Annotated in this window: 22 protein-coding genes, 2 tRNA genes and 3 rRNA genes; 8 read left to right on the forward strand and 19 right to left on the reverse strand. The window is 60.5% G+C overall.

The window, feature by feature from the left end; translation table 11 throughout:
* Positions 1 to 10: 10 nt before the first annotated feature.
* Positions 11 to 181, reverse strand: coding sequence for a hypothetical protein (locus C8D04_RS18710; protein ID WP_165829131.1), 171 nt, complete (start codon positions 179 to 181; stop codon positions 11 to 13).
* Positions 182 to 273: 92 nt separating this feature from the next.
* Positions 274 to 528 (reverse strand): acyl-CoA-binding protein, encoded by a 255-nt coding sequence (locus C8D04_RS12570; protein ID WP_116005161.1) that lies wholly within the window; start codon positions 526 to 528, stop codon positions 274 to 276.
* Positions 529 to 673: 145 nt separating this feature from the next.
* On the opposite strand from C8D04_RS12570, the gene C8D04_RS12575 reads away from it, so the two are divergent.
* Together C8D04_RS12575 and C8D04_RS12580 are read left to right on the forward strand one after the other, a co-directional pair.
* A complete protein-coding gene (locus C8D04_RS12575) occupies positions 674 to 2,260 on the forward strand; it encodes a wax ester/triacylglycerol synthase family O-acyltransferase (protein WP_116005162.1) in 1,587 nt (528 codons plus the stop codon).
* Between the two features lie 50 nt (positions 2,261 to 2,310).
* The gene (locus C8D04_RS12580; RefSeq protein WP_116005163.1) at positions 2,311 to 2,826 is read left to right on the forward strand and encodes a DUF922 domain-containing protein; all 516 of its coding nucleotides are present in this window, start codon (positions 2,311 to 2,313) and stop codon (positions 2,824 to 2,826) included.
* A 60-nt stretch (positions 2,827 to 2,886) separates the two neighbouring features.
* Here the strand turns inward: C8D04_RS12580 and C8D04_RS12585 are convergent, their stop codons facing one another.
* The 8 genes from C8D04_RS12585 to argS form a co-directional block, all read right to left on the reverse strand.
* On the reverse strand, positions 2,887 to 3,981 hold the full coding sequence (locus C8D04_RS12585; RefSeq protein ID WP_116005164.1) for a M14 family metallopeptidase: 1,095 nt from the start codon (positions 3,979 to 3,981) through the stop codon (positions 2,887 to 2,889).
* Entirely contained in the window at positions 3,978 to 5,189 is a 1,212-nt protein-coding gene (locus C8D04_RS12590; protein ID WP_116005165.1) for a M20 aminoacylase family protein, read from the reverse strand. The genes C8D04_RS12585 and C8D04_RS12590 overlap by 4 nt, the downstream gene beginning before the upstream one ends.
* A gap of 181 nt (positions 5,190 to 5,370) precedes the next feature.
* Positions 5,371 to 6,939, reverse strand: a complete 1,569-nt coding sequence (locus C8D04_RS12595; protein ID WP_116005166.1) for an RNA polymerase factor sigma-54 — start codon at positions 6,937 to 6,939, stop codon at positions 5,371 to 5,373.
* 283 nt (positions 6,940 to 7,222) lie between these two features.
* Positions 7,223 to 7,990, reverse strand: a complete 768-nt coding sequence (gene lptB, locus C8D04_RS12600) for an LPS export ABC transporter ATP-binding protein (RefSeq protein WP_116005167.1) — start codon at positions 7,988 to 7,990, stop codon at positions 7,223 to 7,225.
* 11 nt (positions 7,991 to 8,001) lie between these two features.
* Positions 8,002 to 8,724 (reverse strand): lipopolysaccharide transport periplasmic protein LptA, encoded by a 723-nt coding sequence (lptA, locus tag C8D04_RS12605; RefSeq protein WP_116006174.1) that lies wholly within the window; start codon positions 8,722 to 8,724, stop codon positions 8,002 to 8,004.
* A gap of 171 nt (positions 8,725 to 8,895) precedes the next feature.
* Positions 8,896 to 9,561 (reverse strand): thiol:disulfide interchange protein DsbA/DsbL, encoded by a 666-nt coding sequence (locus C8D04_RS12610; protein ID WP_116005168.1) that lies wholly within the window; start codon positions 9,559 to 9,561, stop codon positions 8,896 to 8,898.
* Between the two features lie 50 nt (positions 9,562 to 9,611).
* Complete coding sequence (locus C8D04_RS12615) at positions 9,612 to 10,238, reverse strand: SPOR domain-containing protein (protein WP_116005169.1); 627 nt, start codon at positions 10,236 to 10,238, stop codon at positions 9,612 to 9,614.
* Between the two features lie 14 nt (positions 10,239 to 10,252).
* Complete coding sequence (gene argS / locus C8D04_RS12620; RefSeq protein WP_116005170.1) at positions 10,253 to 11,950, reverse strand: arginine--tRNA ligase; 1,698 nt, start codon at positions 11,948 to 11,950, stop codon at positions 10,253 to 10,255.
* Between the two features lie 121 nt (positions 11,951 to 12,071).
* On the opposite strand from argS, the gene C8D04_RS12625 reads away from it, so the two are divergent.
* Positions 12,072 to 12,362, forward strand: coding sequence for a PsiF family protein (locus tag C8D04_RS12625; RefSeq protein ID WP_116005171.1), 291 nt, complete (start codon positions 12,072 to 12,074; stop codon positions 12,360 to 12,362).
* Between the two features lie 61 nt (positions 12,363 to 12,423).
* Here C8D04_RS12625 and C8D04_RS12630 read toward each other — a convergent pair whose 3' ends face one another.
* The 3 genes from C8D04_RS12630 to C8D04_RS18715 all read right to left on the reverse strand — a co-directional run bounded on the left by C8D04_RS12630 (position 12,424) and on the right by C8D04_RS18715 (position 14,119).
* The gene (locus C8D04_RS12630; RefSeq protein WP_116005172.1) at positions 12,424 to 12,882 is read right to left on the reverse strand and encodes a DUF2214 family protein; all 459 of its coding nucleotides are present in this window, start codon (positions 12,880 to 12,882) and stop codon (positions 12,424 to 12,426) included.
* The gene (locus C8D04_RS12635) at positions 12,879 to 13,811 is read right to left on the reverse strand and encodes a LysR family transcriptional regulator (RefSeq protein WP_116005173.1); all 933 of its coding nucleotides are present in this window, start codon (positions 13,809 to 13,811) and stop codon (positions 12,879 to 12,881) included. The genes C8D04_RS12630 and C8D04_RS12635 overlap by 4 nt, the downstream gene beginning before the upstream one ends.
* Before the next feature lie 155 nt (positions 13,812 to 13,966).
* A complete protein-coding gene (locus C8D04_RS18715) occupies positions 13,967 to 14,119 on the reverse strand; it encodes a hypothetical protein (protein WP_158550310.1) in 153 nt (50 codons plus the stop codon).
* Between the two features lie 161 nt (positions 14,120 to 14,280).
* Between C8D04_RS18715 and C8D04_RS12640 the strand changes: the two genes are divergently transcribed.
* The 5 genes from C8D04_RS12640 to C8D04_RS12660 all read left to right on the forward strand — a co-directional run bounded on the left by C8D04_RS12640 (position 14,281) and on the right by C8D04_RS12660 (position 19,379).
* On the forward strand, positions 14,281 to 16,488 hold the full coding sequence (locus C8D04_RS12640; RefSeq protein WP_116005174.1) for a malate synthase G: 2,208 nt from the start codon (positions 14,281 to 14,283) through the stop codon (positions 16,486 to 16,488).
* Positions 16,489 to 16,686: 198 nt separating this feature from the next.
* Entirely contained in the window at positions 16,687 to 16,854 is a 168-nt protein-coding gene (locus C8D04_RS12645; RefSeq protein ID WP_233521259.1) for a cysteine-rich CWC family protein, read from the forward strand.
* Positions 16,855 to 16,882: 28 nt separating this feature from the next.
* Positions 16,883 to 17,071: a 4-oxalocrotonate tautomerase gene (locus tag C8D04_RS12650; protein WP_116005176.1), complete on the forward strand. Its 189-nt coding sequence runs from the start codon at positions 16,883 to 16,885 to the stop codon at positions 17,069 to 17,071.
* A gap of 11 nt (positions 17,072 to 17,082) precedes the next feature.
* The gene (locus C8D04_RS12655; RefSeq protein ID WP_116005177.1) at positions 17,083 to 18,552 is read left to right on the forward strand and encodes a DHA2 family efflux MFS transporter permease subunit; all 1,470 of its coding nucleotides are present in this window, start codon (positions 17,083 to 17,085) and stop codon (positions 18,550 to 18,552) included.
* 35 nt (positions 18,553 to 18,587) lie between these two features.
* Positions 18,588 to 19,379 carry a class II glutamine amidotransferase gene (locus C8D04_RS12660; protein ID WP_116005178.1) on the forward strand — a complete coding sequence of 264 codons (792 nt, stop codon included), beginning with the start codon at positions 18,588 to 18,590 and terminating at the stop codon, positions 19,377 to 19,379.
* 108 nt (positions 19,380 to 19,487) lie between these two features.
* Here the strand turns inward: C8D04_RS12660 and rrf are convergent.
* The 6 genes from rrf to gshB form a co-directional block, all read right to left on the reverse strand.
* Positions 19,488 to 19,600: ribosomal RNA gene (gene rrf / locus C8D04_RS12665) — 5S ribosomal RNA — on the reverse strand.
* Between the two features lie 122 nt (positions 19,601 to 19,722).
* Positions 19,723 to 22,602 (reverse strand): 23S ribosomal RNA (locus tag C8D04_RS12670).
* Positions 22,603 to 22,956: 354 nt separating this feature from the next.
* A tRNA-Ala gene (locus tag C8D04_RS12675) sits at positions 22,957 to 23,032 on the reverse strand.
* 39 nt (positions 23,033 to 23,071) lie between these two features.
* Positions 23,072 to 23,148: transfer RNA gene (locus C8D04_RS12680), tRNA-Ile, on the reverse strand.
* 103 nt (positions 23,149 to 23,251) lie between these two features.
* Positions 23,252 to 24,784, reverse strand: a 16S ribosomal RNA gene (locus C8D04_RS12685).
* The 16S, 23S and 5S rRNA genes sit together here with 2 tRNA genes alongside, the layout of an rRNA operon.
* A gap of 531 nt (positions 24,785 to 25,315) precedes the next feature.
* Positions 25,316 to 26,266, reverse strand: coding sequence for a glutathione synthase (gshB, locus tag C8D04_RS12690; RefSeq protein ID WP_116005179.1), 951 nt, complete (start codon positions 26,264 to 26,266; stop codon positions 25,316 to 25,318).
* Positions 26,267 to 26,280: the final 14 nt, after the last annotated feature.

The raw sequence follows: 26,280 nt of genomic DNA on the forward strand, positions 1-26,280 counted from the left end.
TTGCGAGCGGTCAGCCGCCCTTTTTCGAGCGCTTGCCCGGGTTCTTTTTGCTGCGTGTGGCCACGCCGCGCTCCAGGCTCACGCGCTGGCCACGACCGCTGGTGGGCAGGCTCATGCCTGGCAGCGGCTTGGGCTGGGGGGTGAATTTACGGTCTGCTTCGGTAACGATCTTGTTGCCCATGGCGAAGTCTCTGTCAATGGTTGGAAAACCCATATTAGGCCATAGGCGCGGGGCAAGGCCTCCAAAGGCCCTGCCCGGGCCCTGGCCAGCGATCAGCTCAGTGACTGGATGAGGTCGATGTACTGCTGCTTGGCGGCGTCCAGTTCGGTGCCCTTGAGCTTGCTCCAGGCGTCCCACTTGGCACGGCCCACCATGTCGGAAAAACTGGGCTTCTTCTCGGTGTTGTCACCTGCGGTGCCTTGCTTGTACAGCGCATAGATGCTGAGCAGCGTGGCGTTGTCTGGGCGCTCGCTGAGGTTCTTGGATTGGGCTACGGCAGCTTCGAAAGCGGCGTTGAGATCAGCCATGGTCAGATGCTCCTGGGTTCAGGGGGTGGGAAAAAACGGGGGAGCCAACCCCCTGCAACGATGTATCTTACGGCTACGCTGCGGCCACAATGGCGAAAATCCATAGACGCCCGCCTCCAATGACAACCCTCAGGACCTTCCGCACATGGTGACCCGCATCCCTTCACGCGCCGCCGCAGGCACGCCCGCCGCCCCCACGGATCAGCCCAGCGCCAGCAACGTCGCACGCGACGCCGCCCTGGCCATGCAAAAAACCGTGCGCCGCGCCGCCAGCGGCATGCTGGGCCTGTCGGGCGAGCGCATGAGCAAAGTCGATACCGCCTGGCTGCGCATGGATTCGGACAGCAACCTGATGATGATCAACGGCGTGTGGACCGTCGCGCCCGGCATTTCGCTCCAGGCCCTGCAAGAGCGGGTGCAGCAGCGCCTGCTGCAGTACCCGCGCTTTCGCCAGCGCGTGGTCGAGGACGCCGCAGGCGCCACCTGGGTCGAGGACCAGCGCTTTGACATCGACGCCCACGTGCAGCGCATCACACTGCCCCGGCGCCGGGGGGGCAGCCAGCAGGCAGCGCTGCAAAATTTTGTGGGCGACCTGGCCATGAAACCGCTCGACCCCCGGCGCCCGCTGTGGCACTTTTATCTGGTGGAAGATTTCGTGGGCGACGATGGCCTGCCGGGCAGCGCCCTGGTGGTGCGCCTGCACCACTGCATTGCCGATGGCATTGCCCTCATCTCGGTCACCATGTCGCTGGTGGACGGGGGTACAGAGCCCCCCAAACGCCGCAAAAAGACCGCAGCCAACGCCGAGGCCTGGATTGCAGACACGCTGATCAAGCCCTTCACGGGCATGACCGTGAAAGCGCTCGACCTGGTGGGCGAGAGCGCCGCCAAATCGCTGCACATGCTGCTCGACCCCGAAAAGGCCGTGCAGCACGGCCTGGCCGGTTCGATGGACGCGGCCCGCCTGGGCTACCAGCTCCTCAGTGATGCGGCCGCACTGGCCCTCATGCCCGATGACTCCCCCACGCTGCTCAAGGGCATGCCCGGCAACGCCAAGCGCGTGGCCTGGTGCCCGCCGCTGCCGCTCGACGAGGTCAAGGCCATCGGCAAGGCGCTGAACTGTTCGGTCAACGACGTGTTGCTGTCCTGCGTGGCCGGCGCCATCGGCAGCTACCTGCGCCGCCACGGCGACGACACCGCGGGCAAAGAAATCCGCGCCATGATCCCGGTGAACCTGCGGCCCATGGAAGAGGCCTGGAAGCTGGGCAACCATTTCGGCCTGGTGCCGCTGGTACTGCCCATCGGCATCACCAACCCGATCGAGCGTGTGTATGCAGTGCGCAGCCGCATGGCCGCGCTCAAGGGCAGCACGCAGCCACTGCTGGCGTTTGGCCTGCTGGCCGTGGCCGGCCTGCTCATCAAGCCGGCGCAGGACGCCCTGCTGGGCCTGTTCAGCCGCAAGACCACGGCCGTGATGACCAACGTGCCCGGCCCGCGCGAACCGCTGGCGCTGTGCGGCTCGCGCGTGACGCAGTGCATGTTCTGGGTGCCCCAGTCGGGCCATGTGGGCCTGGGCGTGTCCATTCTGAGCTACGGCGGCGGCGTGCAGTTTGGGGTCATCACCGACACCCAGCTGTGCCCCGAGCCCCAGCAAATCATCGACGCCTTTGCACCCGAATTCGCCGCGCTTTCTACCCTCACGATGATGCTGCCGTGGGGCGAGGAAGAGTAACAGCCGCGCTCTGCACGGCCCCGGCAGTTGCGCTGCTGCTGGCCTGCAGCATGGCCTTTGCGGAGGTCACGGAAGAACACGCCGAGCAGCCGTACACGGTGGACGTCCCGCCTGGCCAGACACTGCGCCAGGCCCTCAATGCGGCCACCCCCATCCGCGAGGGCGGGCAGCGTTTTCATGGCCATACGCAGTGGAACGTGCACTGGAATTTCTGGTGGAACCGTGATGCGGCCGGGCACTGCCGCATCGCCCGCGTCAGCACACGGCTGTCCACCCGCATCCAAATGCCCGTGCTGCGCACCGCCAGCGATGCACAGCAGGCCCGGTTCGCACGCTATGCCCGGGCCTTGCACCAGCACGAGCAGGGCCATGTGCAGTTCGGCCGCCGGGCCGCGCAGTCCATCGACCAGGGCATCGCCGCCCTGTCCGAGGCCCCGGACTGCCCCACTCTGGAGCGGCAAGCCAATGCATTGGGCCACCGCTTGCTGGCAGAACAGGCCGCGCTGGAAAAAACCTACGACCGCGACACACGGCATGGTGCAACACAAGGCGCACAGGTTGATTGATGCTATATATTTTATAGCTTATAGCGCTTACCGGATAAGCGCTTGAGCCCTAAAACACTATCAATCAAGCCCCTGCACTGCCTGGAACAAGGCCTGCCGCGCCTGGGCAATGATCTGGCCTTTCCAGGCATCGGTGTCGGTGCAGAAGGCCGCCAGCATCTGCGCCTTGATCTGTGCTGCCAATGCTGTCGGCGCCTCCGGGTGGATGTGAAGCCAATGCTCGGCACGCAGCGCCTGCAGCATGTCCAGAATGGGCAGGGTGCCGTACTCCATGGCAATGCCGGTGTACTGGGCTTGCGGACATTCGTCGTAGATGGCGGTCCACATCAGGCCCGTCAGAAACGCTGAAGTGGACGTTCCATCGTAGAACGAGGTAATGGGTGTCGCTCCGTTGCCCCCCCACCATTGGCGGGCACGCGCAAGGGCGGCAGGATCGTCGCGCCCGGCATAGATGCGCTCGCCATGGCCGCTGGGCCCCAGGCCGGTGTGCAGGTCAATCCAGCCGATGCGCTGGGCCCGGCTGCCATGCTGGCGCAGCACCTGGCGCAGGGTGCGGTTGCTCCAGGTGGGCGCCGTGCCGCCAAAGAACATCCCCTGCGCAAATTCATGCTGCCCCTGCGAGATGGCGGCCTGCCAGGCCGCTTCGCCCCGGGTGGCGATGAACTGCTCCACCGCCGCTACGTTGTCGGCTGCAGGCGGCCAGGTGGACGGCAGCAAAAAGGGCTCGACCTCGCGGTAGGCCTCATTGACCGGCAAGGGGCGGCTGAAGTCCTGGAAGTTGCGGTTCAAATCCACGTTTTCGTGCGTGGTGCGGCGGGTGTGCGAGAAGCCATAGGGGTTGAGCGCGTGGATATAGAGCACGGCCACGCCGTGCGCGCGCGCTTCTTCGCGCCAAGCGGCATCGTGCAGCGCATAGACCTGCACACCGCTGCCGCAATACCCCTCGACCCCGTGGCAGGCGCTGCTGACGATCAGCAGCTTTTCGGCGTCCGGTGGGCCGTCGCGCACAACGTCCATGGCCAGGTCTTCCCCATCGCGCCCCTTGAGCGGGTGGGCGTGCGACTCGATCGGCAGCCCGGCGGTGGCCGCGGCCTCCAGAAACTGCACGCGGGCGCGGGCGTAGCTGCCAGCAAAGGCGTCGGTGATCCCGATCATGCGGCGCCCTTAGGCTGGCCCAGCCATTCGTTGGCCAGGCGCACCCAGTAGGTAGCGCCCAGCGGGATGAGCGCATCGTTGAAATCGTAGCTGGGGTTGTGCAGCGTGCACGGCCCGCCGCCATGGCCCATGGCGCGGTGGTCGCCGTCGCCGTTGGCAATGAAGCAATAGGCCCCGGGCAGGGCTTGCAGCATGTAGGCAAAGTCTTCGGCGCCCATGGTGGGCTCCTGCGCCAGCACGTTGGCATCGCCCACGATGGAGGCCATCACCTTGCGGGCAAACGCAGCCTCCGCGGGGGCGTTGACGGTGGGCGGGTAGTTGCGCACGAATTCGAATTCGCACTGGGCGTCGTGCGCGGCGCAGGCATGCTGGGCAATCTGGCGCATGCGTTGCTCGATCAGGTCGAGCACCTCCAGAGTGAAGGTGCGCACCGTGCCTTGCAGCTCGCAGCTGTCGGGCACCACGTTGGTGGCTTCGCCTGCGTGGATCATGGTGACCGAAATCACGCCCGCATCCACGGGCTTTTTATTGCGGCTGATGATGGTCTGGAACGACTGCACCATCTGGCAGGCAATCGGCACCGGATCGATGCCCGTGTGCGGCATGGCGGCGTGGCCCCCTTTGCCCCGGATGGTGATCTTGAATTCGTTGGACGAAGCCATCACGGGTCCGGGACTGACCGCAAACTGGCCCACCGCCATGCCTGGCCAGTTGTGCATGCCAAACACGGCCTCCATGGGAAAGCGCTCAAACAAGCCATCCTTGATCATCTCGCGCGCACCACCACCGCCTTCCTCGGCCGGCTGGAAGATCAGGTAGACCGTGCCATCGAAATCACGATGCTTTGCCAGATGCTGCGCCGCTGCGAGCAGCATGGCGGTGTGCCCGTCGTGGCCGCAGGCGTGCATCTTGCCCGGGTGCTGGCTGGCATGATCGAAGGTGTTGAACTCCTGCATGGGCAGCGCATCCATGTCGGCGCGCAGGCCGATGGCCCGGCCACACGCGCCGCCGTCGCGCCCGTGCACGATACCCACCACCCCGGTGGTTCCCATGCCGCGGTGGATGGGAATGCCCCAGTCGGCCAGGTTTTGCGCCACCAGATCGGCGGTGCGCAATTCCTCGAAGCACAGTTCGGGATGGGCGTGGATGTCGCGGCGCACCGCAGCAATGAGTGCTGCCTGGGCAGCGATGGAGTCGATGACTTTCATGGACGGTAGCTCCTTCTTCGCAACAGTCTACCCATGCCGGAGAGGCTGTGGGCCAGGAGCAAACTCTGCCCAGCACGGCGAATGGTTATCAACCCCCAGCACGGCGACGCCACGGGCCCTTGCCATCACGCGGCAACCGCCGGTTCGCGGTCATCGGCCCGCCAACACCGCGCACCTGCGTCTACAGCGCCTTGCGCAAAGTGGTTGTGGGTATCTTGAGCGCTTCGCGGTATTTGGCCACGGTGCGGCGTGCACACTCGATGCCTTGTTCCTTGAGCATGTCTGCCAACTGGTTGTCGGACAGCGGCTTGGCAGGGTTTTCGGCGGCGACGAACTGCTTGATGAGCGCGCGCACGGCCGTGCTCGACGCATTGCCGCCGGTGTCGGTGCCCAGGCCCGAGCCGAAAAAATACTTGAGCTCGTAAGTGCCCTGCGGCGTGGCCATGTATTTGGCCGTGGTCACGCGCGAGATGGTGGATTCATGCAGGCCCAGCTCGTCGGCGATATCGCGCAACACCAGCGGCCGCATGGCCAGTTCGCCATGCACGAAAAAATTTTTCTGCCGCTCGACGATGGCGCGCGAGACACGCAAGATGGTGTCAAAGCGCTGCTGGATGTTCTTGATGAACCAGCGCGCCTCCTGCAGTCGCTGCTGCAAGGCCTGGTGTCCATCCCCCCCTTTGTGGCCGCGCAGGGCTCCGGCATAGATGTCGTGCACACGCAGGCGCGGCATCACATCGGGGTTGAGCTGCACATTGAACTGCTGGCCACTGCGGCCCACACGGGTCACGAGCACATCGGGAATCACGATGTTGCGCTCCACATCAGCAAAGCGACGCCCGGGGCGCGGTTCGAGCCGGGCGATCAGGGCCATGGCGGCGCGCGTGCGCTCTTCGCTGGTGCCACACAGCGCAACGAGGCGGCGCACATCACGGCGTGCCAGCAACTCCAACGGTTGCCGACAGATGCACAGCGCGTTCTGCACTGTGCTGGGATTTTCAACGCCGTCCTGGAGCAGTGCCTGGAGTTGCAGGGTGAGGCATTCCGCCAGATTGCGCGCCCCCACACCGGAGGGCTCCAGACTTTGCAGCAGCCGCAGCGCCACGGTGAAGCGGTGCACCAGCTCTTCGATCTGCTCCAGATCGCTCTCGCCTGCCAGCCCCAGGGCCAGGGATTCCAGGGAATCCTCCAGATAACCGTCGTCGTTCAACGATTCGATCAGGTATTGCAGCGCAGCCCGGTCCAGTGCCGACAGGCGCAGCGCCAGTGCCTGTCGGTGCAGAAATGCCGTGAGCGACTCATGGCCATGCGCCAAATCGGCAGCGTCGGCTTCGCTGTCGCCATCGCTGCTGCCGTTGTTGCGCGCAGGGGCGTCGCCCCCCCATTCGCCATCGTCTGCGGCCATCTCCGTGGTGCCGTCGCCGCCCCAGTCGGGTTCATCGGAGGCACCCACAGAATCCGCATCATTTCTGCCTTCAAGGCTTGATGTACTTACGCCATCAGCTCCTGAATAAATAGCAACCTCAGCCGCCGCATCGTCCCCTTGTGCAGGTACGTCGGACTGGGCCAGACCGAACTCCTCGCGCGGCGCATCTTCCGTATTGCGTTCGAGGAAAGGGTTTTCATCGAGCATCTGCTCGATTTCCTGCGACAGCTCTTGCGTGGAAAGTTGCAGCAGGCGGATGGATTGCTGCAGCTGCGGCGTCAGTGCCAGATGCTGCGAAACGCGCAGTGAGAGACCGGGCTTCATGAGAGCACTTTCACCCGGGCCGGCAATGGTTTTGCCGCCGGGTCGCCCCAAGGCAAAACGCGACCCCCTTGGGGGGCAGCGACCACACAAAGTGAGGGAGCGTGGGGGCTATGTTTTGCCGCCGGGCCGCCCCCAAGGCAAAACGCGACCCCCTTGGGGGGCAGCGACCACACGAAGTGAGGGAGCGTGGGGGCTATGTTTTGCCGCCGGGCCGCCCCAAGGCAAAAAGCGGCCCCCTTGGGGGGCAGCGACCACACGAAGTGAGGGAGCGTGGGGGCCACACTCACATCCGGAAATGCTCGCCCAGGTACACGCGGCGCACCTCGGCGTTGTCCACGATTTCAGACGGCGTGCCCTGGGCCAGCACATTCCCGTCGCTGATGATGAAGGCGTGGTCGCAGATCCCCAGCGTTTCACGCACGTTGTGGTCGGTGATGAGCACGCCAATGCCGCGCTCCTTGAGGAAACCAATGATGCGCTGGATCTCGATCACGGCGATGGGATCAATGCCGGCAAAGGGTTCATCGAGCAGGATGAACCGTGGCTGTGTCGCCAGCGCGCGGGCGATCTCGACGCGGCGGCGCTCGCCACCCGACAGAGCCAGCGCGGGAGAATCGCGCAAATGGTCCACGCGCAGCTCCTGCAGCAACGCGGTGAGACGCTCTTCGATCACGGCTGCAGGCAGCGGTTGGCCCTGGTCATCGCGCTGCAGTTCGAGCACGGCGCGCACGTTTTCCTGCACCGTGAGCTTGCGAAAGATGGAGGCCTCTTGCGGCAGATACGACAGCCCCAGGCGCGAGCGCCGGTGGATGGGCATGTGCGCCACCGACTGGCCGTCGATGCGGATATCGCCCCCATCGCTGCGCACCAGCCCGACGATCATGTAAAACGATGTGGTCTTGCCCGCGCCATTGGGCCCCAGCAGGCCGACCACTTCGCCTTTTTGCACTTCCAGCGAAACGTCTTTGACCACCTTGCGGCTGCCATAAGACTTGGCCAGGTGCAGCACTTCCAGGCGGCTCGTTGGCGCGGCTTGCGCGCCCGCAGGCATCGATGGGGCGCTCACTTGGCACCACCGCCAAGCGTGGTGCTGGAACGCAAGCCCGGCGCCGAAGCTGCAGCCGCTGGCGCCGCGGCCGTGTCAGGCACGACCTCCTTGGGCGACAGCACGGCCCGCACGCGGCCACCACTGGCCGGGTTATCACCGGTTGTTTTCTGTCCGTCCACGGTGAACACATCGGTCTGGTTGTTGTAGACGATCACGGCACCCGTGATGGCGTCGTTGACCACAGCACCCCGCAGGCGGCGCAGCTCGGCATTGCGCACAAAGCGCACCGTGTCGCTGCGCCCGTCGTACTCGATCACTTCGCCCTCGCCTTCGATGAACTCTTCGGGAGCACCTGGCGCTCCATCGCGCCGCTGGCGGAAGAACGCCCGGCGCCCGGCGTCGGCTGTGACCACGCCGGCTTGGTACCCATCGGCATCTTGCCGCACTTCGAGGCGGGCGCCGCGCAGAACGATGCTGCCCTTGGTCATCACGACACGGCCGGTAAAGACGCTGGTTTGCTTAAGGTCGTCGTGGCGCAGCGCATCGGCCTCGATGTTCATGGGCTTGCTCCGGTCGGCCTTTTCTGCCTGCGCCCCGCCCACCCCAGCCAGCAGGGCCAGAGACGCCAGGGCAGGCACCCAGCGGCGCAGGAGGCAGCCTGCCTGCCGCGCTTGCACGTGCCTTGCTCGCGCGCCCGGACTGCGGTCGCCCGGAGGAATCGAAGAATGAATGTCCATGCGGCTTTCCAGAGAAGCATACCCTTCCAGGGCACGCGAAATGTGCAGGGCACGAATCTTGCAAGCATTGTAGCCCTGACACTGTTGCGTCATAAACCCGGGGCGTAAAAAAGCCCGCCAGGGGCGGGCTTGTGGCACGCAAAGGCCTGCGCACTGTGCAAGCGACGCTGTCTAGCCCTTGGAACCTGCGCCCTTTTGCACCACGCCTGCAAGGTATTCCACTACCTGCAGCACGCCCGAAAGGCTGCCGGCCATGGTGCCGTCGGTGTAGAACCGCCCGGCCACACCCATGGAGGGGACACCCTCGACGCCATAGGCCTCCTGCAACTGTGCAGCGCGGCGCACCTGGCTCGCCACGTTGAAGGAGCCATACATCTCCTTGAACTTTGCGATGTCGATGCCGGGCTGCTTGCCCATCCACTCCAGGATGGCATCTTCCTTCGCGAGGTTCACTTTCTCCACATGGATGGCACGGAACACGCGGGCGTGCAACTCACCCACCTTGCCCATGCCTTCGAGAGCGTAGTACAGCTTTTGCTGGGCTTCAAAGCTCTTGTTGAAAGCGACAGGAACACGGCGCACGGCCAAATTTTTCGCCTGCGCAGACTTCGTCCAAGCCTCCAGGGTGGGCTCAAAGGCATTGCAATGGCCGCAGTTGTACCAAAAGAACTCGATCACCTCGACCTTGCCGGCAGGCGCATCGGTGGCTACCGGCTTACCCAGCTTGGCGTAATCTTTACCCTCCTTGGGCTGCGCGCCCTGGGCCAGCGCAGACAGTGGCAAGGCCGAAGCCACCAGGGCCGTGGCAGTGGTCAGGGAAAACACACGTCGTTTCATTCAATCACTCCTTGTTCTTGGGGTATCTGAGCAGCGGTCTGAGGCAAAGTTCAGCGCTGTACGCGCACCAGGGCGGCCTCAACGCCGGCCCCGGCCAATTTTTCCTTGAGCTGGTCGGCATCATCCCGCTTGACGAACGGGCCCACGCGCACCCGGAAGACATTGCGGCCGTTCTGCTCGCGCTCGCTCACACGCGCCTCCCAGCCCAGCATGGCGAGTTTGGCACGCTGCGCATCGGCATCCTGCTGGGTGCGGAAGGCACCAGCTTGCACGAAGTAGTCAAACGGGTCCACATTGCCCGCCGCCGCCGCCTTGGCAACCGCCAGGTCACCCAGTGGGTCGGCACCCGGCTTGCTCTCCGCCTTGCTGGCTGCCGCCTTGGCAGGCACCGCTGCCGCACGCGCATCGGCAGAAGCCGCAGCGTTGGGTGCAGATGCCACGGGCGCTGGCACTACGGCACGGGTTGGGTTCTTTCCGTACAGCGGAGAATTGGGGTCCCAGTTCTTGTTTTTTTGTGCTTCGGCAGCGTCCTGGTCCACGCCACGGGTACTGCCCTTGTTCAGAAAGGGCACGGGCACCTTGGTCACATAAACCGCCACGGCAAGCGCCACGCCCAAGCCCACGACCAGGCCAAGGATGAAGCCGACAATGGTGCCGCCCTGTTGTTGTTTTTTCATAAGTCAGTTACCGCTCACATTCTGCGGGGGGCCGATACGCCCAACACCGCCAGCCCATTGTGCAATACCTGCGCCGTGGCTGCGACCAAGGCCAAGCGTGCCCGCTTGACGGCCTCATCGTCCACCAGGATGCGCTCGGCATCGTAATAGCTGTGGTAGCTCGCGGCCAGGTCGCGCAGGTAGAAGGTCACGTCGTGCGGCGCCTCGCCCGCGGTGGCTGCGGTGAGCATCTCGGGGTATTTGGCCAGTTGCAGCATCAGCGCCTGGGCCTGCGGGCCGTCCAGTGGCGAGAGGTCCACGCCCGCCAACGTCGCGACGTCGCCGCCCCAACCTGCCAGCACCGAGCAGATGCGCGCATGGGCGTACTGCACGTAGTACACGGGGTTGTCGTTGTTCTGGGCCACCGCCAAGTCCACATCAAAGGTGTACTCGGTGTCGGGCTTGCGGCTGAGCAGAAAGAAACGCACGGCATCCTTGCTGGTCCACTCGATCAGGTCGCGCAGCGTGACGTAGCTGCCCGCGCGCTTGCTGATCTTGACCTCTTCGCCGCCCTTGACCACGCGCACCATGGTGTGCAGCACGTAGTCGGGGTAGCCCTGCGGGATACCCACATCGGCCGCCTGCAGGCCCGCGCGCACACGGGCAATGGTGCCGTGGTGGTCGGTACCCTGGATGTTGACAACCTTGGTAAAGCCGCGCTCCCACTTGGCGATGTGGTAGGCCACATCGGGCACGAAGTAGGTGTAGGTGCCGTCCTGCTTGCGCATGACGCGGTCCTTGTCGTCGCCGTAGTCGGTGCTCTTGAGCCACAGCGCGCCGTCCTGCTCGTAGGTCTTGCCGTTGGCGACGAGCTTGTTCACCGTGGCCTCGACGCGGCCACTGGTGTACAGGCTCGACTCGAGGTAGTACTCGTCGAATTTCAGGTTGAAGGCCTGCAAGTCCTTGTCCTGCTCGTTGCGCAGGTAGGCCACGGCAAACTGGCGAATCGACTCCACATCATCCACATCACCACTGGCGGTGAAGGTGCGGTCGTCGGCCTTGACGGTTTTCTTGGCCAGAAAGTCGGCGGCGATGTCGGCAATGTAGTCGCCGTTGTAGAACGCCTTGCTTGCGGGATTCTCTGGGTCGATAGGCCAGCAGTCATCACCGGGCTTGAAGCCTTTGGCGCGCAACTGGGTGCTGTGGGTCAGCGTCTGGATCTGCACGCCCGCGTCGTTGTAATAGAACTCGCGGTGCACCTTCCAGCCCTGGGTGGCAAACAGGTTGCAGATCGCATCGCCCAGCGCGGCCTGGCGGCCATGGCCCACATGCAGCGGGCCCGTGGGGTTGGCCGAGACGAATTCCACCAGCACCTGCTGGCCATTGCCAGCCTGATGGCCAAAACGCTCGCCAGCGGCCAGCACCTCGCGCACCACCTCTTGCTTGGCAGCGGGCTGGAGACGGATGTTCAGAAAACCCGGCCCGGCGATTTCAATGGCCTGGACCCAGCGCGCAAAAGCAGGCGTGGCTTCCAGCGCCGCCTTGAGTTGTTCGCCTAAAGCACGCGGGTTGAGTTTGAGCGGCTTGGCCAGCTGCATGGCGGCGGTGCAGGCAAAGTCACCATGGGCCGCCACCTTGGGCGACTCAAAAGCGGCCCGGGCACCGGCACCGGGAGAAAGTTGGTCCAGCTCAGCCGCCAAGGCGGCCAGCAATTCATTTTTGGCAGAAAGCATCAACCGATTTTACGGGGCCGTGGCCGAGCCGCCACGCAGTGGGTCATCCCCGTTGTAGCGTGGCCCGTTGTGTGATGGAATTCCGCAGGGGTTTCCCCTTCCATTTTTTACTGGAGTCACCATGAAACAGCTTCTTTCCCTGGCCGCACTGGGTATGGCACTGGCATTGGGCAGCGCCCATGCCGCTGAAGAGAAAGCGCCGACCAAGCAGCAAACCAAGATGGCCACCTGCAACAAGGAAGCTACGGGCATGAAGGGCGATGAGCGCAAGGCTTTCATGAAGAACTGCCTGAGCAACAAACCCGAAGCAGCGGCAACCCAACAGACCAAAATGAAAACCTGCAACGCCGAAGCCGCAGGCAAAAAGGGTGACGAGCGCAAGGCTTTCATGAGCGAGTGCCTCAAGAAATAAGCGCTACGCTCCCCCACTACCACACCCCCGCAGGCCTGGCCTGGCGGGGGTTTTGTCTTTTTCAGCCCCGGGTGCCCACACCCCGCGCCAGGAAGGCCGCCGCCAGCAACAGCAAGCCCAGCAGGTGCGTCTCGATCATGATCCAGCGGCGCGCAGCACGCACTTCGTCCTCGGGCGGCAAGGCCCCCGTGGCCTCTAGCGTGCGGCGCCAGCGCCTAAACGACAGCGTGGGCCGCAGCGACATCAGCCACATGGCGGCAAACAGCCCCAGCTTGGCATGCAACAGCGGCTGGCTCCAGTACCAGCCCACGCCTTTCATGCCCCACCAGGTGCGCGCCAGGCCTGCCAGCAAAACGCAGGCGGCCGCCACCATATAGATCAGGTCCAACCGCACCAGGCGGTGCACCACGGCGGGGTTCATCCATTCCATGCGGCACAGCGCTGCTTCGCTGGCCATGAAGACCACCATGGTCATGATGGCCACCAGATGGAAAAAAGCGAGCAAGGCTTCCAGGGTCATGCGGGGGCTCCGGTTTTCCAGAATTGGGGTTGTTCGTAGTGGTGCTTGAGGTGGTCGATCCACAGCCGCACGCGCAGTGGCAGGTGCTTGCGCTGTGGAAACAGCACAAAAATACCGTTGGGCGGCGCGGCATAGTCTTCCAGTACGGCCACCAGTTGGCCAGAGGCAACTTCGCTCTCGACCTCCCAGGTGCTGCGCCAGGCAATGCCATGGCCTGCCAGGCACCAGTCGTACAGCACCTGGCCGTCCGAGCAGTCCAGCGGCCCGCCCGGCTTGAGGTGTACCACCTCACTGCTGCCATCTTCGCCCGGCATGCGAAAGGCCCAACCGCGCGTTTGCGAGGCTTCACTCGACAACGTGAGGCAGTCGTGCTGGGCCAGTTCGGTGGGGTGCTGGGGCGTACCACGGCGCTCCAGATAGCCCGGCGTGGCGACGCACAGGCGCCGGTTATCGGCGATGCGCACGCTCACCAGCGAGGAGTCGGGCAGGTCGCCCACGCGCACGGCGCAGTCAAAGCCCTCGCCCGCCAGGTCGACCACGCGGTCGCTGAGGTTCAGCGAGATGGTGACATCCGGGTGCAGCGCCCGAAAGCGCGGTACGAGCGGCGCCACATGGCGGCGGCCAAAGCCGGCCGGCGCGGTGACACGCAAATGTCCGCTGGCCTTGACGCCACCGGCCGACACGCTGGCCTCGGCATTGGCCACATCGGACAGCAGGCGCTGGCAGTCCTCCAAGAAAGCACTGCCCTCGTGCGTGAGGCTGATGCGCCGCGTAGTGCGCACCAGCAACTTCACGCCCAGATGCTCCTCCAGCGCATCCAGCCGACGGCCCATGATGGCCGGCGCCACGCCTTCGGCACGCGCTGCGGCCGTGAGGCTGCCGCGCGTAGCGACCGATACAAAGGACTCGAAGGCCTTGAGTTTGTCCATGGGCGCCAATTATGGAGACAAACCCCCAGAACGAATCATGCGCACATCATGTGCAAGGCTTAAGAGATATGGCTCAAATTAGCCTCTAGCGCTTATTCAATAAGCGCTAACAGCTATGTATTCAATAGCATTCGCGGCTGTGACTTCAGAAACGCCTAGTGTCCTGAGTGAAAAGTTGGTTGGAAAAATAAAGATACCGAAATCGTCGTCAGGCAAAGCGCAAACCACAGCATGGCGGTATCGGCGTCTGCCAGCTCCACCGCAATGGATTCGGCAAAGCCAATGCCCACAAAACTGCCCATCGCCACGGCATCTCCAGCCTGTACGGACACATTCCACTCTTACCAATAAGTCACTAGTTTTGAGCTTTTTTGGTTATTTATGCCTATTCATATTTGCAATACAGTGTTGATATGGCCCTTGCCTCGCGCGGGCCGCTGTTTTCATTTCTTTCAAGAAGGCTTTCTCCATGACCGATCGCACCACCGTCCACGGCCTGCAAGTGGCTACTCCCCTGCTCCGCTTCATCGAAGACCAGGTTCTGCCCGGCACCGGCATCGACAAGGCAGTTTTCTGGAAGGGCTTTGACGCCATCGTGACCGACCTGGCGCCGCGCAACCTCGCCCTGCTGGCCGAGCGCGACCGCCTGCAGACTGAGCTGGACACCTGGCACAAGGCCAACCCCGGCCCCATCAAGGACATGGTGGCTTACCGTGGCTTCCTGGAGAAGATCGGTTACCTGGTGCCTCAACCTGCCAACGTGCAGACCACCACGGCCAACGTAGATGACGAACTGGCCGTGCAGGCCGGCCCACAGCTGGTGGTGCCCATCCTGAACGCCCGCTACGCCCTGAACGCCGCCAACGCACGCTGGGGCAGCCTGTACGACGCGCTGTACGGCACGGATGCCATTCCCGAGACCGATGGCGCCGAAAAGGGCCAGGGCTATAACCCCGTGCGTGGCGCCAAGGTGATTGCCTTTGCGCGTGACGTGCTCGACCAGTCGGCCCCCCTGGCCAGCGGCTCGCACAAGGACGCCACCGGCTACCGCGTGGAGAATGGCCAGTTGGTGGTCTCGCTGGCGGGCGGCAGCACCGGTCTGAAAGACCCAGCACAGTTCAAGGGCTACCAGGGCGACGCTACCCAGCCCACATCGGTACTGCTGCAGCACAACGGCCTGCACCTGGACATCCAGATCAACCGCAGCACGCCCATTGGCAAATCTGACGCAGCAGGCGTCAGCGATGTGGTGCTGGAAGCGGCCCTGTCCACCATTCTTGATCTGGAGGATTCGGTCGCCGCCGTGGATGCCGAGGACAAGGTGCTGGGTTACCGCAACTGGCTGGGCATCATCCAGGCGACCCTGACCGAACAGGTCGCCAAGGGCGGCAAGACCTTTACCCGTGGCCTGAACCCCGACCGTCTGTACACCGCACCCAATGGCGCCGCCGAGGCCGTGCGCCTGCATGGCCGCTCGCTCATGTTCCTGCGCAACGTGGGCCACCTGATGACCAATCCGGCCATCCTGTACACCGACGCGCAGGGCGTTCAGCGCGAGATTCCCGAAGGCATCATGGACGCCGTGGTCACCACGACCATCGCGCTGCACGACCTGCAGGGCCATGGCAAGGACGGCATCCGCAACTCGCGCAAGGGCAGCGTCTACATCGTCAAGCCCAAGATGCACGGCCCGGCCGAAGTGGGCTTTGCCGCCGAGCTGTTCGGCCGCGTCGAAAAGCTGCTGGGCTTGCCAGACAGCACGGTCAAGCTGGGCATCATGGACGAGGAGCGCCGCACCTCCGTCAACCTCAAGGCCTGCATTGCTGCCGCACTGAGCCGTGTGGCGTTCATCAACACGGGTTTCCTCGACCGCACAGGCGACGAAATGCACACCGCCATGCACGCGGGCCCGATGATCCGCAAGGGCGACATGAAGACCAGCGCCTGGATTGCCGCCTACGAGAAGAACAACGTGCTGGTCGGCCTCTCGTGCGGCCTGCGCGGCAAGGCGCAAATCGGCAAGGGCATGTGGGCCATGCCCGACCTGATGGCCGAAATGCTCAAGCAGAAAATCGCCCACCCCAAAGCTGGCGCCAACACTGCCTGGGTGCCCAGCCCCACTGGCGCAACGTTGCATGCCCTGCACTACCACCAGGTCAACGTCAGCGACATCCAGATGGAGCTGGAAAAAACCGACTTCAACGCCGTGCGCGACGACCTGTTGACCGGCCTGCTCACCATCCCCGTTACCGCCAGCCCGAACTGGAGCGACGCCGAAATCCAGCAGGAGCTCGACAACAATGCGCAAGGCATTCTGGGTTACGTGGTGCGCTGGGTGGACCAGGGCGTAGGCTGCTCCAAGGTGCCCGACATCCACAACGTCGGCCTCATGGAAGACCGCGCCACGCTGCGTATCAGCAGCCAGCACATGGCCAACTGGCTTTTGCATGGTGTGGTGAGCGAAGGCCGCATCCAGGCGACCTTCCAGCGCATGGCCGCCGTGGTGGACCAGCAAAATGGCAGCGACCCGCTGTACCAACGCATGGCGGGCAACTTCGAGACCAGCATGGCTTACAAGGCCGCGTGCGAACTCGTTTTCAAGGGCCTGGAGCAGCCCAGCGGCTACACCGAGCCCCTGCTGCACGCTTGGCGTCTGAAGGTCAAGGCGGCATCCTGAGCCTCACGAACTATCATGTTGATAGCTTCTAACGCTTGACAGTAAAGCGCTGGAGGCTATTTTTATAGAAAACAAACGGCGCCTTCGGGCGCCGTTGTGCCTTCTCGGTACCTGCGCCCTACACTGAAGGTCATGCCGCAACCGCAAGCCCCTTCTGCCGCCCAATGCCCTTTGTGCGGCCAACCCAACCAATGCGCCATGGCGCAAGGCCAGCCCGCAGATGAATGCTGGTGTATGCACGGCGTGATCACGCCCATGGCACTGGCATCCCTGGCGCTGCAGGAGCGCGGCCAACGCTGCATCTGCCCATCCTGCGGTCGGGGTTTGCAAGTACCACCGGGCGCTGCGACAACTGCGCCTTTATGATGCATTTTTTACACGAGGATTACGCCCCATGCCCACGTACCATATCGAGATGATGGAAGGCCGCACCATTGAGCAAAAACGCAAGCTGGTGGAAGAGATCACCCGTGTTTCTGTCGAAGTTTTGGGTGGATCTCCAGAGTCTGTCGACATTCTCATCACCGATGTGAAGCGTGAAAACTGGGCCACCGGCGGCAAGCTCTGGCTGGAACGCAGCTAGGCAAAATCCCCATGCGCAGCACCGATTCCGCGGCCGTGCTGCGTGAGCGCCATGGCGAGCACTATCGCTGGCTGCTGCTGCTGTCCGTCATGGTCGGCACGATGGCGTCGATCATGTCGTCGACCATCGTCAACGTAGCGATTCCCGACATCAGCCACCACTTTGTCTTGGGCCAGGCCCGCGCGCAGTGGGTGAGTTCTGGCTTCATGGTCGCCACTACGGCGTCCATGCTCACTACACCATGGCTCCTGTCCCGCTATGGCTATCGGCACACCTACATCTCGGCCATGGTGCTGTTGCTGCTGGGCGGCATGGCAGGCGGGCTGGCCCACCACTTCAGCCTGGTCATGGTCGCCCGCGTGGCCGAAGGGCTGGCGGCGGGCATTGTGCAACCGATTCCGGCTGTCATCATCCTGCATGCGTTTCAACCGCATGAGCAAGGTCGGGCAAGCGGTTTTTTTGGGATGGGAGTGGTGCTGGCGCCAGCTATAGGGCCCAGCATCGGTGGCCTGTTGGTGGACTGGTTTGGCTGGCGGTCCATCTTTTTTATGGTGGTGCCGTTCTGTATCGCATCGATCGCATTGGCCTGGAAATATGTGCCGGTGAATGCGCCTGGCGGCGTGAGCGCAGACCCAAAAAGTGCTTCGCTCGACTGGCGCGGCATGGCGCTTGGCACTCTGGGCACGTTGTGCCTGCTCAATGGTCTGGTTTCCCTGCACAGTGGTCCACTTGCCGAGGCCCTTGGCCTGCTGCTGGGCGCAGTGTTTTCCCTGGTGCTGTTCATCTGGTGGCAGCGCCGTCAGGCGAACACCGGCCGACATCCCTTGATGGATTTGCGCGTATTTGGCTACCGCTCCTTCGCCATGGGCAGCGTAGTGGCGTTCATCTATGGGACGGCGCTTTTCGGTTCAACCTATCTGCTGCCAGTCTTCATGCAGTTAGGCTTGCAAATGTCGGCCTCGCTGGTGGGCACCATCATGCTGCCCGCCGGTATTGTGCTGGCCATCACCATCCCCATCGTCGGACGCCTGGCCGACCGGCAATCTACCCAAATGCTGGTCAGTATCGGGCTGGCCTTGCTAGCACTTTCTTTTGCGCTCATGCTACTGGTTGGCCTGCAATCAGCGATGTGGATGCTGGTGCTGTTTTCCATCCTGGGGCGTGTCGGTCTTGGCTTCATCCTGCCTTCACTCAACCTGGGCGCCATGCGCCCCCTGCCCAAGCCTCTGATCTCTCAGGCATCGAGCGCCATCGGCTTTGTGCGTATGCTCGGCGGCGCGGCCGGCGTCAGCCTCTGCGGTATTGTGCTGGAGTGGCGTATCGCAGCCCACGGCGACGCACTTTCCGTAGCCGCCAGCAGCCCTGCGCGCGTCACAGCGTTTGGCGAAACCTTCCTGATGCTCGCCGGCCTGTGCCTGCTTGCGCTGGTGGCGGCTTGGCAACTGCGCGAGACACCTCCAGCAACCTCCTCCGTTCAATAATTTTCTATCCAAAGCGCTCGTCGCCCGCAAGTTATATGTGCCAGCTTTTGGGAATGAACTGCAACACGCCCACGGACGTGACCTTCAGCTTCACGGGTTTTGCGCAACGGGCCGGACATACCGGCGACCATAGCGACGGCTGGGGCATCGCATTTTTTGAAGACAAAGGTGTGCGTCACTTTGTGGATCACCAACGTGCGCTCGATTCACCGGTCGCAGACCTCATTCGACGCTATCCAATCCAGAGCTGCAATGTGATTGCACACATTCGCAAAGCGACCCAAGGCGCCGTCGCACTGCAAAACTGCCATCCTTTTGTGCGGGAACTGTGGGGACGGTATTGGGTTTTTGCGCACAACGGCGACTTGAAGGACTTTCGTCCCCTGCTACATGGCAGCTTTCACCCAGTGGGTGCTACCGACAGCGAGCATGCATTTTGCTGGATCATGCAGGAACTGGCCAAGTCCCATGCCCAGGTGCCCAGTATCAGCGAACTCACACTCACACTCCGTGAGCTGGCGTCGCGCATTGCACCCCATGGTACTTTCAACTTCCTGCTCTCCAACGGCCAAGCTCTCTGGGCGCACGCCTCCTCCAATCTGTACTTTATCGAGCGTCGCCATCCCTTTGCCAGCGCCCAACTAGCCGACGAAGATTTGCATGTGGATTTCTCTACGCAGACCTCACCGAGCGACAAGGTTGCCGTCATTGTGACTGCCCCGCTGACACGGGACGAGCCCTGGACCGCCTTTGGGCACCAAGAACTCAAGGTATTTGTGGATGGCGCTGTCTTCCATCCAGAAATATCCCGCCCGCAAGCGCCGTAATGCAATTTTTTAAAAACTGCGCTTCAGACTAAGGGTTCTTTCGATATCCAGTCCCAGAAACAGGAACGCCCCGCTCATTGCTGAGAGGGGCGTTGCTGCGCTGTAAGAGCCTGACGATGACCTACTTTCACACGGGAACCCGCACTATCATCGGCGCAAAGTCGTTTCACGGTCCTGTTCGGGATGGGAAGGAGTGGTACCAACTTGCTATGGTCATCAGGCATAACTTGGTGCTGGGCAGTTTTTGAGGACTGCCTGGCGAATTCATAGAGTTTGGAATCAGCTTATATTTTGATTGCGACAACTTGGCATAACATCCCTGATCTGGAGAGATCAAAGTTATAGGGTCAAGCCGCACGAGCAATTAGTACTGGTTAGCTTAATGCATTGCTGCACTTCCACACCCAGCCTATCAACGTCCTGGTCTAGAACGACTCTTTAGGGGGGTCAAGCCCCCGGCAGATCTCATCTTGAAACGAGTTTCCCGCTTAGATGCTTTCAGCGGTTATCTCTTCCACACTTAGCTACCCGGCGATGCCACTGGCGTGACAACCGGTACACCAGAGGTGTGTCCACTCCGGTCCTCTCGTACTAGGAGCAGGCTTCCTCAAATCTGCAGCGCCCACGGAAGATAGGGACCAAACTGTCTCACGACGTTTTAAACCCAGCTCACGTACCTCTTTAAATGGCGAACAGCCATACCCTTGGGACCGGCTACAGCCCCAGGATGAGATGAGCCGACATCGAGGTGCCAAACACCGCCGTCGATATGAACTCTTGGGCGGTATCAGCCTGTTATCCCCAGAGTACCTTTTATCCGTTGAGCGATGGCCCTTCCATACAGAACCACCGGATCACTATGTCCTGCTTTCGCATCTGCTCGACTTGTCAGTCTCGCAGTTAAGCACGCTTATGCCATTGCACTATCGTCACGATGTCCGACCGTAACTAGCGTACCTTCGAACTCCTCCGTTACGCTTTGGGAGGAGACCGCCCCAGTCAAACTGCCTACCATGCACTGTCCCCGATCCAGATAATGGATCTAGGTTAGAACCTCAAACGCACCAGGGTGGTATTTCAACGTTGGCTCCACCAGAACTAGCGTCCTGGCTTCAAAGCCTCCCACCTATCCTACACAGATCCGTTCAAAGTCCAATACAAAGCTACAGTAAAGGTTCATGGGGTCTTTCCGTCTTTCCGCGGGGAGATTGCATCATCACAAACATTTCAACTTCGCTGAGTCTCAGGAGGAGACAGTGTGGCCATCGTTACGCCATTCGTGCAGGTCGGAACTTACCCGACAAGGAATTTCGCTACCTTAGGACCGTTATAGTTACGGCCGCCGTTTACTGGGACTTCAATCAAGAGCTTGCACCCCATCATTTAATCTTCCAGCACCGGGCAGGCGTCACACCCTATACGTCCACTTTCGTGTTTGCAGAGTGCTGTGTTTTTAGTAAACAGTCGCAGCCACCGATTTTTTGCAACCCCTTTGGGCTCGCCTTGTACAGGTTCACCTACTTGGGGCATACCTTCTCCCGAAGTTACGGTATCAATTTGCCGAGTTCCTTCTCCTGAGTTCTCTCAAGCGCCTTAGAATACTCATCTCGCGCACCAGTGTCGGTTTGCGGTACGGTCGTCAATAGCTGAAGCTTAGTGGCTTTTCCTGGAAGCAGGGTATCACTCACTTCGTCTGCAAGCAGACTCGTTATCACCCCTCATCTAAGCCCGGCGGATTTGCCTACCGGGCACGACTACAGGCTTGAACCAACATATCCAACAGTTGGCTGAGCTAACCTTCTCCGTCCCCACATCGCACTATTGATCGGTACAGGAATATTGACCTGTTTCCCATCAGCTACGCATCTCTGCCTCGCCTTAGGGGCCGACTCACTCTACGCCGATGAACGTTGCGTAGAAAACCTTGCGCTTACGGCGAGGGGGCTTTTCACCCCCTTTAACGCTACTCATGTCAGCATTCGCACTTCTGATACCTCCAGCACCCATTACCAGGCACCTTCACAGGCTTACAGAACGCTCTCCTACCACGTGCAATAAATTGCACATCCGCAGCTTCGGTAACTGGCTTAGCCCCGTTACATCTTCCGCGCAGGACGACTCGATCAGTGAGCTATTACGCTTTCTTTAAATGATGGCTGCTTCTAAGCCAACATCCTGACTGTTTTAGCCTTCCCACTTCGTTTCCCACTTAGCCAATTTTAGGGACCTTAGCTGGCGGTCTGGGTTGTTTCCCTCTTGAGTCCGGACGTTAGCACCCGGTGCTCTGTCTCCCAAGCTGTACTCGTCGGTATTCGGAGTTTGCATAGGTTTGGTAAGTCGCCATGACCCCCTAGCCTAAACAGTGCTCTACCCCCGACGGTAATACTTGAGGCACTACCTAAATAGTTTTCGGAGAGAACCAGCTATTTCCAAGTTTGTTTAGCCTTTCGCCCCTATCCACAGCTCATCCGCTAATTTTGCAACATTAGTCGGTTCGGACCTCCAGTACCTGTTACGGCACCTTCATCCTGGCCATGGATAGATCACTTGGTTTCGGGTCTACACCCAGCGACTATGTTCGCCCTATTCGGACTCGATTTCTCTACGGCTTCCCTATTCGGTTAACCTTGCCACTGAATGTAAGTCGCTGACCCATTATACAAAAGGTACGCAGTCACCCCTTTCGAGGCTCCTACTTTTTGTAAGCATGCGGTTTCAGGATCTATTTCACTCCCCTCCCGGGGTTCTTTTCGCCTTTCCCTCACGGTACTGGTTCACTATCGGTCGATGATGAGTATTTAGCCTTGGAGGATGGTCCCCCCATATTCAGACAGGGTTTCTCGTGCCCCGCCCTACTTGTCTGCAGCCTAGTACCACACGTCGGTTTTCGCATACAGGGCTATCACCTGCTATGGCTGGGCTTTCCATCCCATTTTGCTAACCGTCGTGCTATCACTGCACGGCTTCTCCGATTTCGCTCGCCACTACTTTCGGAATCTCGGTTGATGTCTTTTCCTCGAGCTACTGAGATGTTTCAGTTCACCCGGTTCGCCTCGCAACCCTATGTATTCAGGTTGCGATACCCCTAAGGGTGGGTTTCCCCATTCAGATATCTCCGGATCAAAGCTTATTTGCCAGCTCCCCGAAGCTTTTCGCAGGCTATCACGTCTTTCGTCGCCTATCATCGCCAAGGCATCCACCACATGCTCTTAGTCACTTGACCCTATAACTTTGACGTCTCTTGCGAAACATCTCCATCTAATTTTTCAAGGACTTGCAAGGTCTTTCACCTTGCGCGTTATGCCGTAATATGAATGTTTCTTCGGTATTGCTACCTAGAGAACAATTCGTCATTACTTGAATAAAACAAAGTTTCATTCGTGTTGACGCAATCAAATTTCATGTTGCTGATGGCACGGTGCATCTTTCGATGCTTTCCATCAGCAACGCTGATTCGACTCTATGAATTTTTAAAGAACAGCCGATTGATCGAACTATCTCGATCAACAACAAAACAGCCTTTTGCAAAGCTGCTTTGGTGTTGATTTGCTGCACTGCCTTGTGCAACTTTGGATGTTGGTGGAGGATGACGGGATCGAACCGACGACCCCCTGCTTGCAAAGCAGGTGCTCTCCCAGCTGAGCTAATCCCCCAGGAACCGCATTGTCTTCTCACGTGTCGCCCGCAGCACTTGGTGGGTCTGGGTGGTCTCGAACCACCGACCCCCGCCTTATCAAGACGGTGCTCTAACCAACTGAGCTACAGACCCAGGCCTGCCTCTACTCACTCACATGCTTTCACATATGCGCTTGCAGCGACTTTTTCCAACAACCGATAAGTGTGGGCGTTCAATTAGAACTGCAGTTTTCCAGAAAGGAGGTGATCCAGCCGCACCTTCCGATACGGCTACCTTGTTACGACTTCACCCCAGTCACGAACCCCGCCGTGGTAATCGCCCTCCTTGCGGTTAGGCTAACTACTTCTGGCGAGACCCGCTCCCATGGTGTGACGGGCGGTGTGTACAAGACCCGGGAACGTATTCACCGTGACATTCTGATCCACGATTACTAGCGATTCCGACTTCACGTAGTCGAGTTGCAGACTACGATCCGGACTACGACTGGCTTTATGGGATTAGCTCCCCCTCGCGGGTTGGCAACCCTTTGTACCAGCCATTGTATGACGTGTGTAGCCCCACCTATAAGGGCCATGAGGACTTGACGTCATCCCCACCTTCCTCCGGTTTGTCACCGGCAGTCCCATTAGAGTGCCCAACTAAATGTAGCAACTAATGGCAAGGGTTGCGCTCGTTGCGGGACTTAACCCAACATCTCACGACACGAGCTGACGACAGCCATGCAGCACCTGTGTTATGGCTCTCTTTCAAGCACAATCGCGTCTCTGCGATCTTCCATACATGTCAAAGGTGGGTAAGGTTTTTCGCGTTGCATCGAATTAAACCACATCATCCACCGCTTGTGCGGGTCCCCGTCAATTCCTTTGAGTTTTAACCTTGCGGCCGTACTCCCCAGGCGGTCAACTTCACGCGTTAGCTTCGTTACTGAGAAAGTAAATTCCCAACAACCAGTTGACATCGTTTAGGGCGTGGACTACCAGGGTATCTAATCCTGTTTGCTCCCCACGCTTTCGTGCATGAGCGTCAGTGCAGGCCCAGGGGATTGCCTTCGCCATCGGTGTTCCTCCGCATATCTACGCATTTCACTGCTACACGCGGAATTCCATCCCCCTCTGCCGCACTCCAGCTATACAGTCACTAATGCAGTTCCCAGGTTGAGCCCGGGGATTTCACATCTGTCTTATATAACCGCCTGCGCACGCTTTACGCCCAGTAATTCCGATTAACGCTTGCACCCTACGTATTACCGCGGCTGCTGGCACGTAGTTAGCCGGTGCTTATTCTTACGGTACCGTCATGGACCCTCTGTATTAGAAAGAGTCTTTTCGTTCCGTACAAAAGCAGTTTACAACCCGAAGGCCTTCATCCTGCACGCGGCATGGCTGGATCAGGGTTTCCCCCATTGTCCAAAATTCCCCACTGCTGCCTCCCGTAGGAGTCTGGGCCGTGTCTCAGTCCCAGTGTGGCTGGTCGTCCTCTCAGACCAGCTACAGATCGTCGGCTTGGTAAGCTTTTATCCCACCAACTACCTAATCTGCCATCGGCCGCTCCGTCCGCGCGAGGTCTTGCGATCCCCCGCTTTCATCCGTAGATCGTATGCGGTATTAGCCACTCTTTCGAGTAGTTATCCCCCACGATCGGGCACGTTCCGATGTATTACTCACCCGTCCGCCACTCGTCAGCCACCAAAGTGCTGTTACCGTTCGACTTGCATGTGTAAGGCATGCCGCCAGCGTTCAATCTGAGCCAGGATCAAACTCTACAGTTCGATCTTGATAAATTTAAAGTCTTCCGACTTCACTCATAAAAACGGAATTGAAGTGAACTTCACTTCTATCTCCATGAGCGTTTAAAGTCTTGCGACTTCAGTTCCAAAAGAACTTCGCAATTCGCTTCAAACGCCCACGCTTATCGGCTGTATATTTTTAATGTTCCCGCAAAAACCAGATTTGCATCTTTGTTTTTGCCAACTCCGCCGCGATCAGCAGAGCCTCAAATTATAACAGGTTTTTTTATTTCCTGTCAACACAAGGGGTCTTTCAACCCCCTGCATCTTTTCACTTCCCATCAGCACCGCAAGCAGCACTTCCGTTCAGCGAAGCCTTGCATTGTATACCGGGTTTTTACTCCCCACCACGCAAAACCGAAGATTTTTTATCCGCCCCTCTCAACAATCTCAGCCCAGGCTCTTCAACCCCCAGACCACATCGGCTCAGTCGCTCTTCCTAGGAAGAACCTCTGTGCAGCGAAGCCCTCGACTGTAGCACAGTATTTCGGCTCCTCGGCTCAAGTTTCGCTTTTATTCCTTGTTCGTCGCTTCTTCCAGGGCATCGATGAACAAGGAGGCTACGTCGCAGCCTGTTTGCTGCTGTATCTCCTGAAAGCAGGTCGGGCTGGTGACATTGATTTCCGTGACATAGTCACCAATCACATCCACGCCGGCCAGGAGCAATCCACGATCCTGCAAGATGGGGCCCAATGCGTGGGCAATTTCAAAGTCGCGCTCTGATAGCGGCCGTGCCACACCCTTTCCGCCGGTGGCCAGGTTGCCACGCACTTCGCTGCCCTGGGGAATACGCGCAAGGCAAAACGGCACGGGGCGACCACCAATGATGAGTACTCGCTTATCGCCCTCGACGATTTCGGGGAGGAACTTCTGCACCATCAGGCTTTGTGTTCCACCTCGGTTCAGGGTTTCCGTGATGCTGCCCAGGTTCATGCCATCCGGCCCTACGCGAAAGATGCCCATGCCCCCCATGCCATCGAGTGGTTTGAGGATGATGTCGCGGTGTTCTGCATGGAAGCGCTGGATGTCGCGCGCATCGCGCGTCACCAGCGTAGGGCCAATGAATTGCGGGAACTCCATGATGGCCAGCTTTTCTGGGTGGTCGCGCAGGGCGCGCGGCTTGTTGAACACCCGTGCGCCATCGCGCTCAGCCTGCTCGAGCAGGTGCGTGGCATAGAAATACTCGCTGTCGAAGGGCGGGTCCTTGCGCATGAGCACAGCGTCAAAATCTGCCAGGGCCACCGCTCGTTCCGTGCGCACACGAAACCAGTCTTCGGCGTGTCCGGTCAGCGCAATGTCGCGCACCTGGGCCATTACGGGCCGACCACGCTCCCACATGACATCTTGCGGCTGGCAGGCCGCAAGCGTGTGCCCTCGGCGCTCGGCCTCGCGCATCATTGCGAAGGTGGTGTCCTTGTAGGTTTTAAAGACTTCGAGTGGGTCGGCAATGAAAAGCAGTTGCATGGTGTGGCTTTGGA

This window comes from Simplicispira sp. 125 (assembly GCF_003096555.1).
Classification (GTDB): Bacteria; Pseudomonadota; Gammaproteobacteria; order Burkholderiales; family Burkholderiaceae_C; genus Simplicispira.

Coding starts and splice junctions, on each gene's coding strand:
- C8D04_RS18710 (WP_165829131.1), bottom strand. CDS start 181: ATGGGCAACAAGATCGTTACCGAAGCAGACCGTAAATTCACCCCCCAG.
- C8D04_RS12570 (WP_116005161.1), bottom strand. CDS start 528: ATGGCTGATCTCAACGCCGCTTTCGAAGCTGCCGTAGCCCAATCCAAG.
- C8D04_RS12575 (WP_116005162.1), top strand. CDS start 674: ATGGTGACCCGCATCCCTTCACGCGCCGCCGCAGGCACGCCCGCCGCC.
- C8D04_RS12580 (WP_116005163.1), top strand. CDS start 2,311: ATGGCCTTTGCGGAGGTCACGGAAGAACACGCCGAGCAGCCGTACACG.
- C8D04_RS12585 (WP_116005164.1), bottom strand. CDS start 3,981: ATGATCGGGATCACCGACGCCTTTGCTGGCAGCTACGCCCGCGCCCGC.
- C8D04_RS12590 (WP_116005165.1), bottom strand. CDS start 5,189: ATGAAAGTCATCGACTCCATCGCTGCCCAGGCAGCACTCATTGCTGCG.
- C8D04_RS12595 (WP_116005166.1), bottom strand. CDS start 6,939: ATGAAGCCCGGTCTCTCACTGCGCGTTTCGCAGCATCTGGCACTGACG.
- lptB (WP_116005167.1), bottom strand. CDS start 7,990: ATGCCTGCGGGCGCGCAAGCCGCGCCAACGAGCCGCCTGGAAGTGCTG.
- lptA (WP_116006174.1), bottom strand. CDS start 8,724: ATGGACATTCATTCTTCGATTCCTCCGGGCGACCGCAGTCCGGGCGCG.
- C8D04_RS12610 (WP_116005168.1), bottom strand. CDS start 9,561: ATGAAACGACGTGTGTTTTCCCTGACCACTGCCACGGCCCTGGTGGCT.
- C8D04_RS12615 (WP_116005169.1), bottom strand. CDS start 10,238: ATGAAAAAACAACAACAGGGCGGCACCATTGTCGGCTTCATCCTTGGC.
- argS (WP_116005170.1), bottom strand. CDS start 11,950: ATGCTTTCTGCCAAAAATGAATTGCTGGCCGCCTTGGCGGCTGAGCTG.
- C8D04_RS12625 (WP_116005171.1), top strand. CDS start 12,072: ATGAAACAGCTTCTTTCCCTGGCCGCACTGGGTATGGCACTGGCATTG.
- C8D04_RS12630 (WP_116005172.1), bottom strand. CDS start 12,882: ATGACCCTGGAAGCCTTGCTCGCTTTTTTCCATCTGGTGGCCATCATG.
- C8D04_RS12635 (WP_116005173.1), bottom strand. CDS start 13,811: ATGGACAAACTCAAGGCCTTCGAGTCCTTTGTATCGGTCGCTACGCGC.
- C8D04_RS12640 (WP_116005174.1), top strand. CDS start 14,281: ATGACCGATCGCACCACCGTCCACGGCCTGCAAGTGGCTACTCCCCTG.
- C8D04_RS12645 (WP_233521259.1), top strand. CDS start 16,687: ATGGCGCAAGGCCAGCCCGCAGATGAATGCTGGTGTATGCACGGCGTG.
- C8D04_RS12650 (WP_116005176.1), top strand. CDS start 16,883: ATGCCCACGTACCATATCGAGATGATGGAAGGCCGCACCATTGAGCAA.
- C8D04_RS12655 (WP_116005177.1), top strand. CDS start 17,083: ATGCGCAGCACCGATTCCGCGGCCGTGCTGCGTGAGCGCCATGGCGAG.
- C8D04_RS12660 (WP_116005178.1), top strand. CDS start 18,588: ATGTGCCAGCTTTTGGGAATGAACTGCAACACGCCCACGGACGTGACC.
- gshB (WP_116005179.1), bottom strand. CDS start 26,266: ATGCAACTGCTTTTCATTGCCGACCCACTCGAAGTCTTTAAAACCTAC.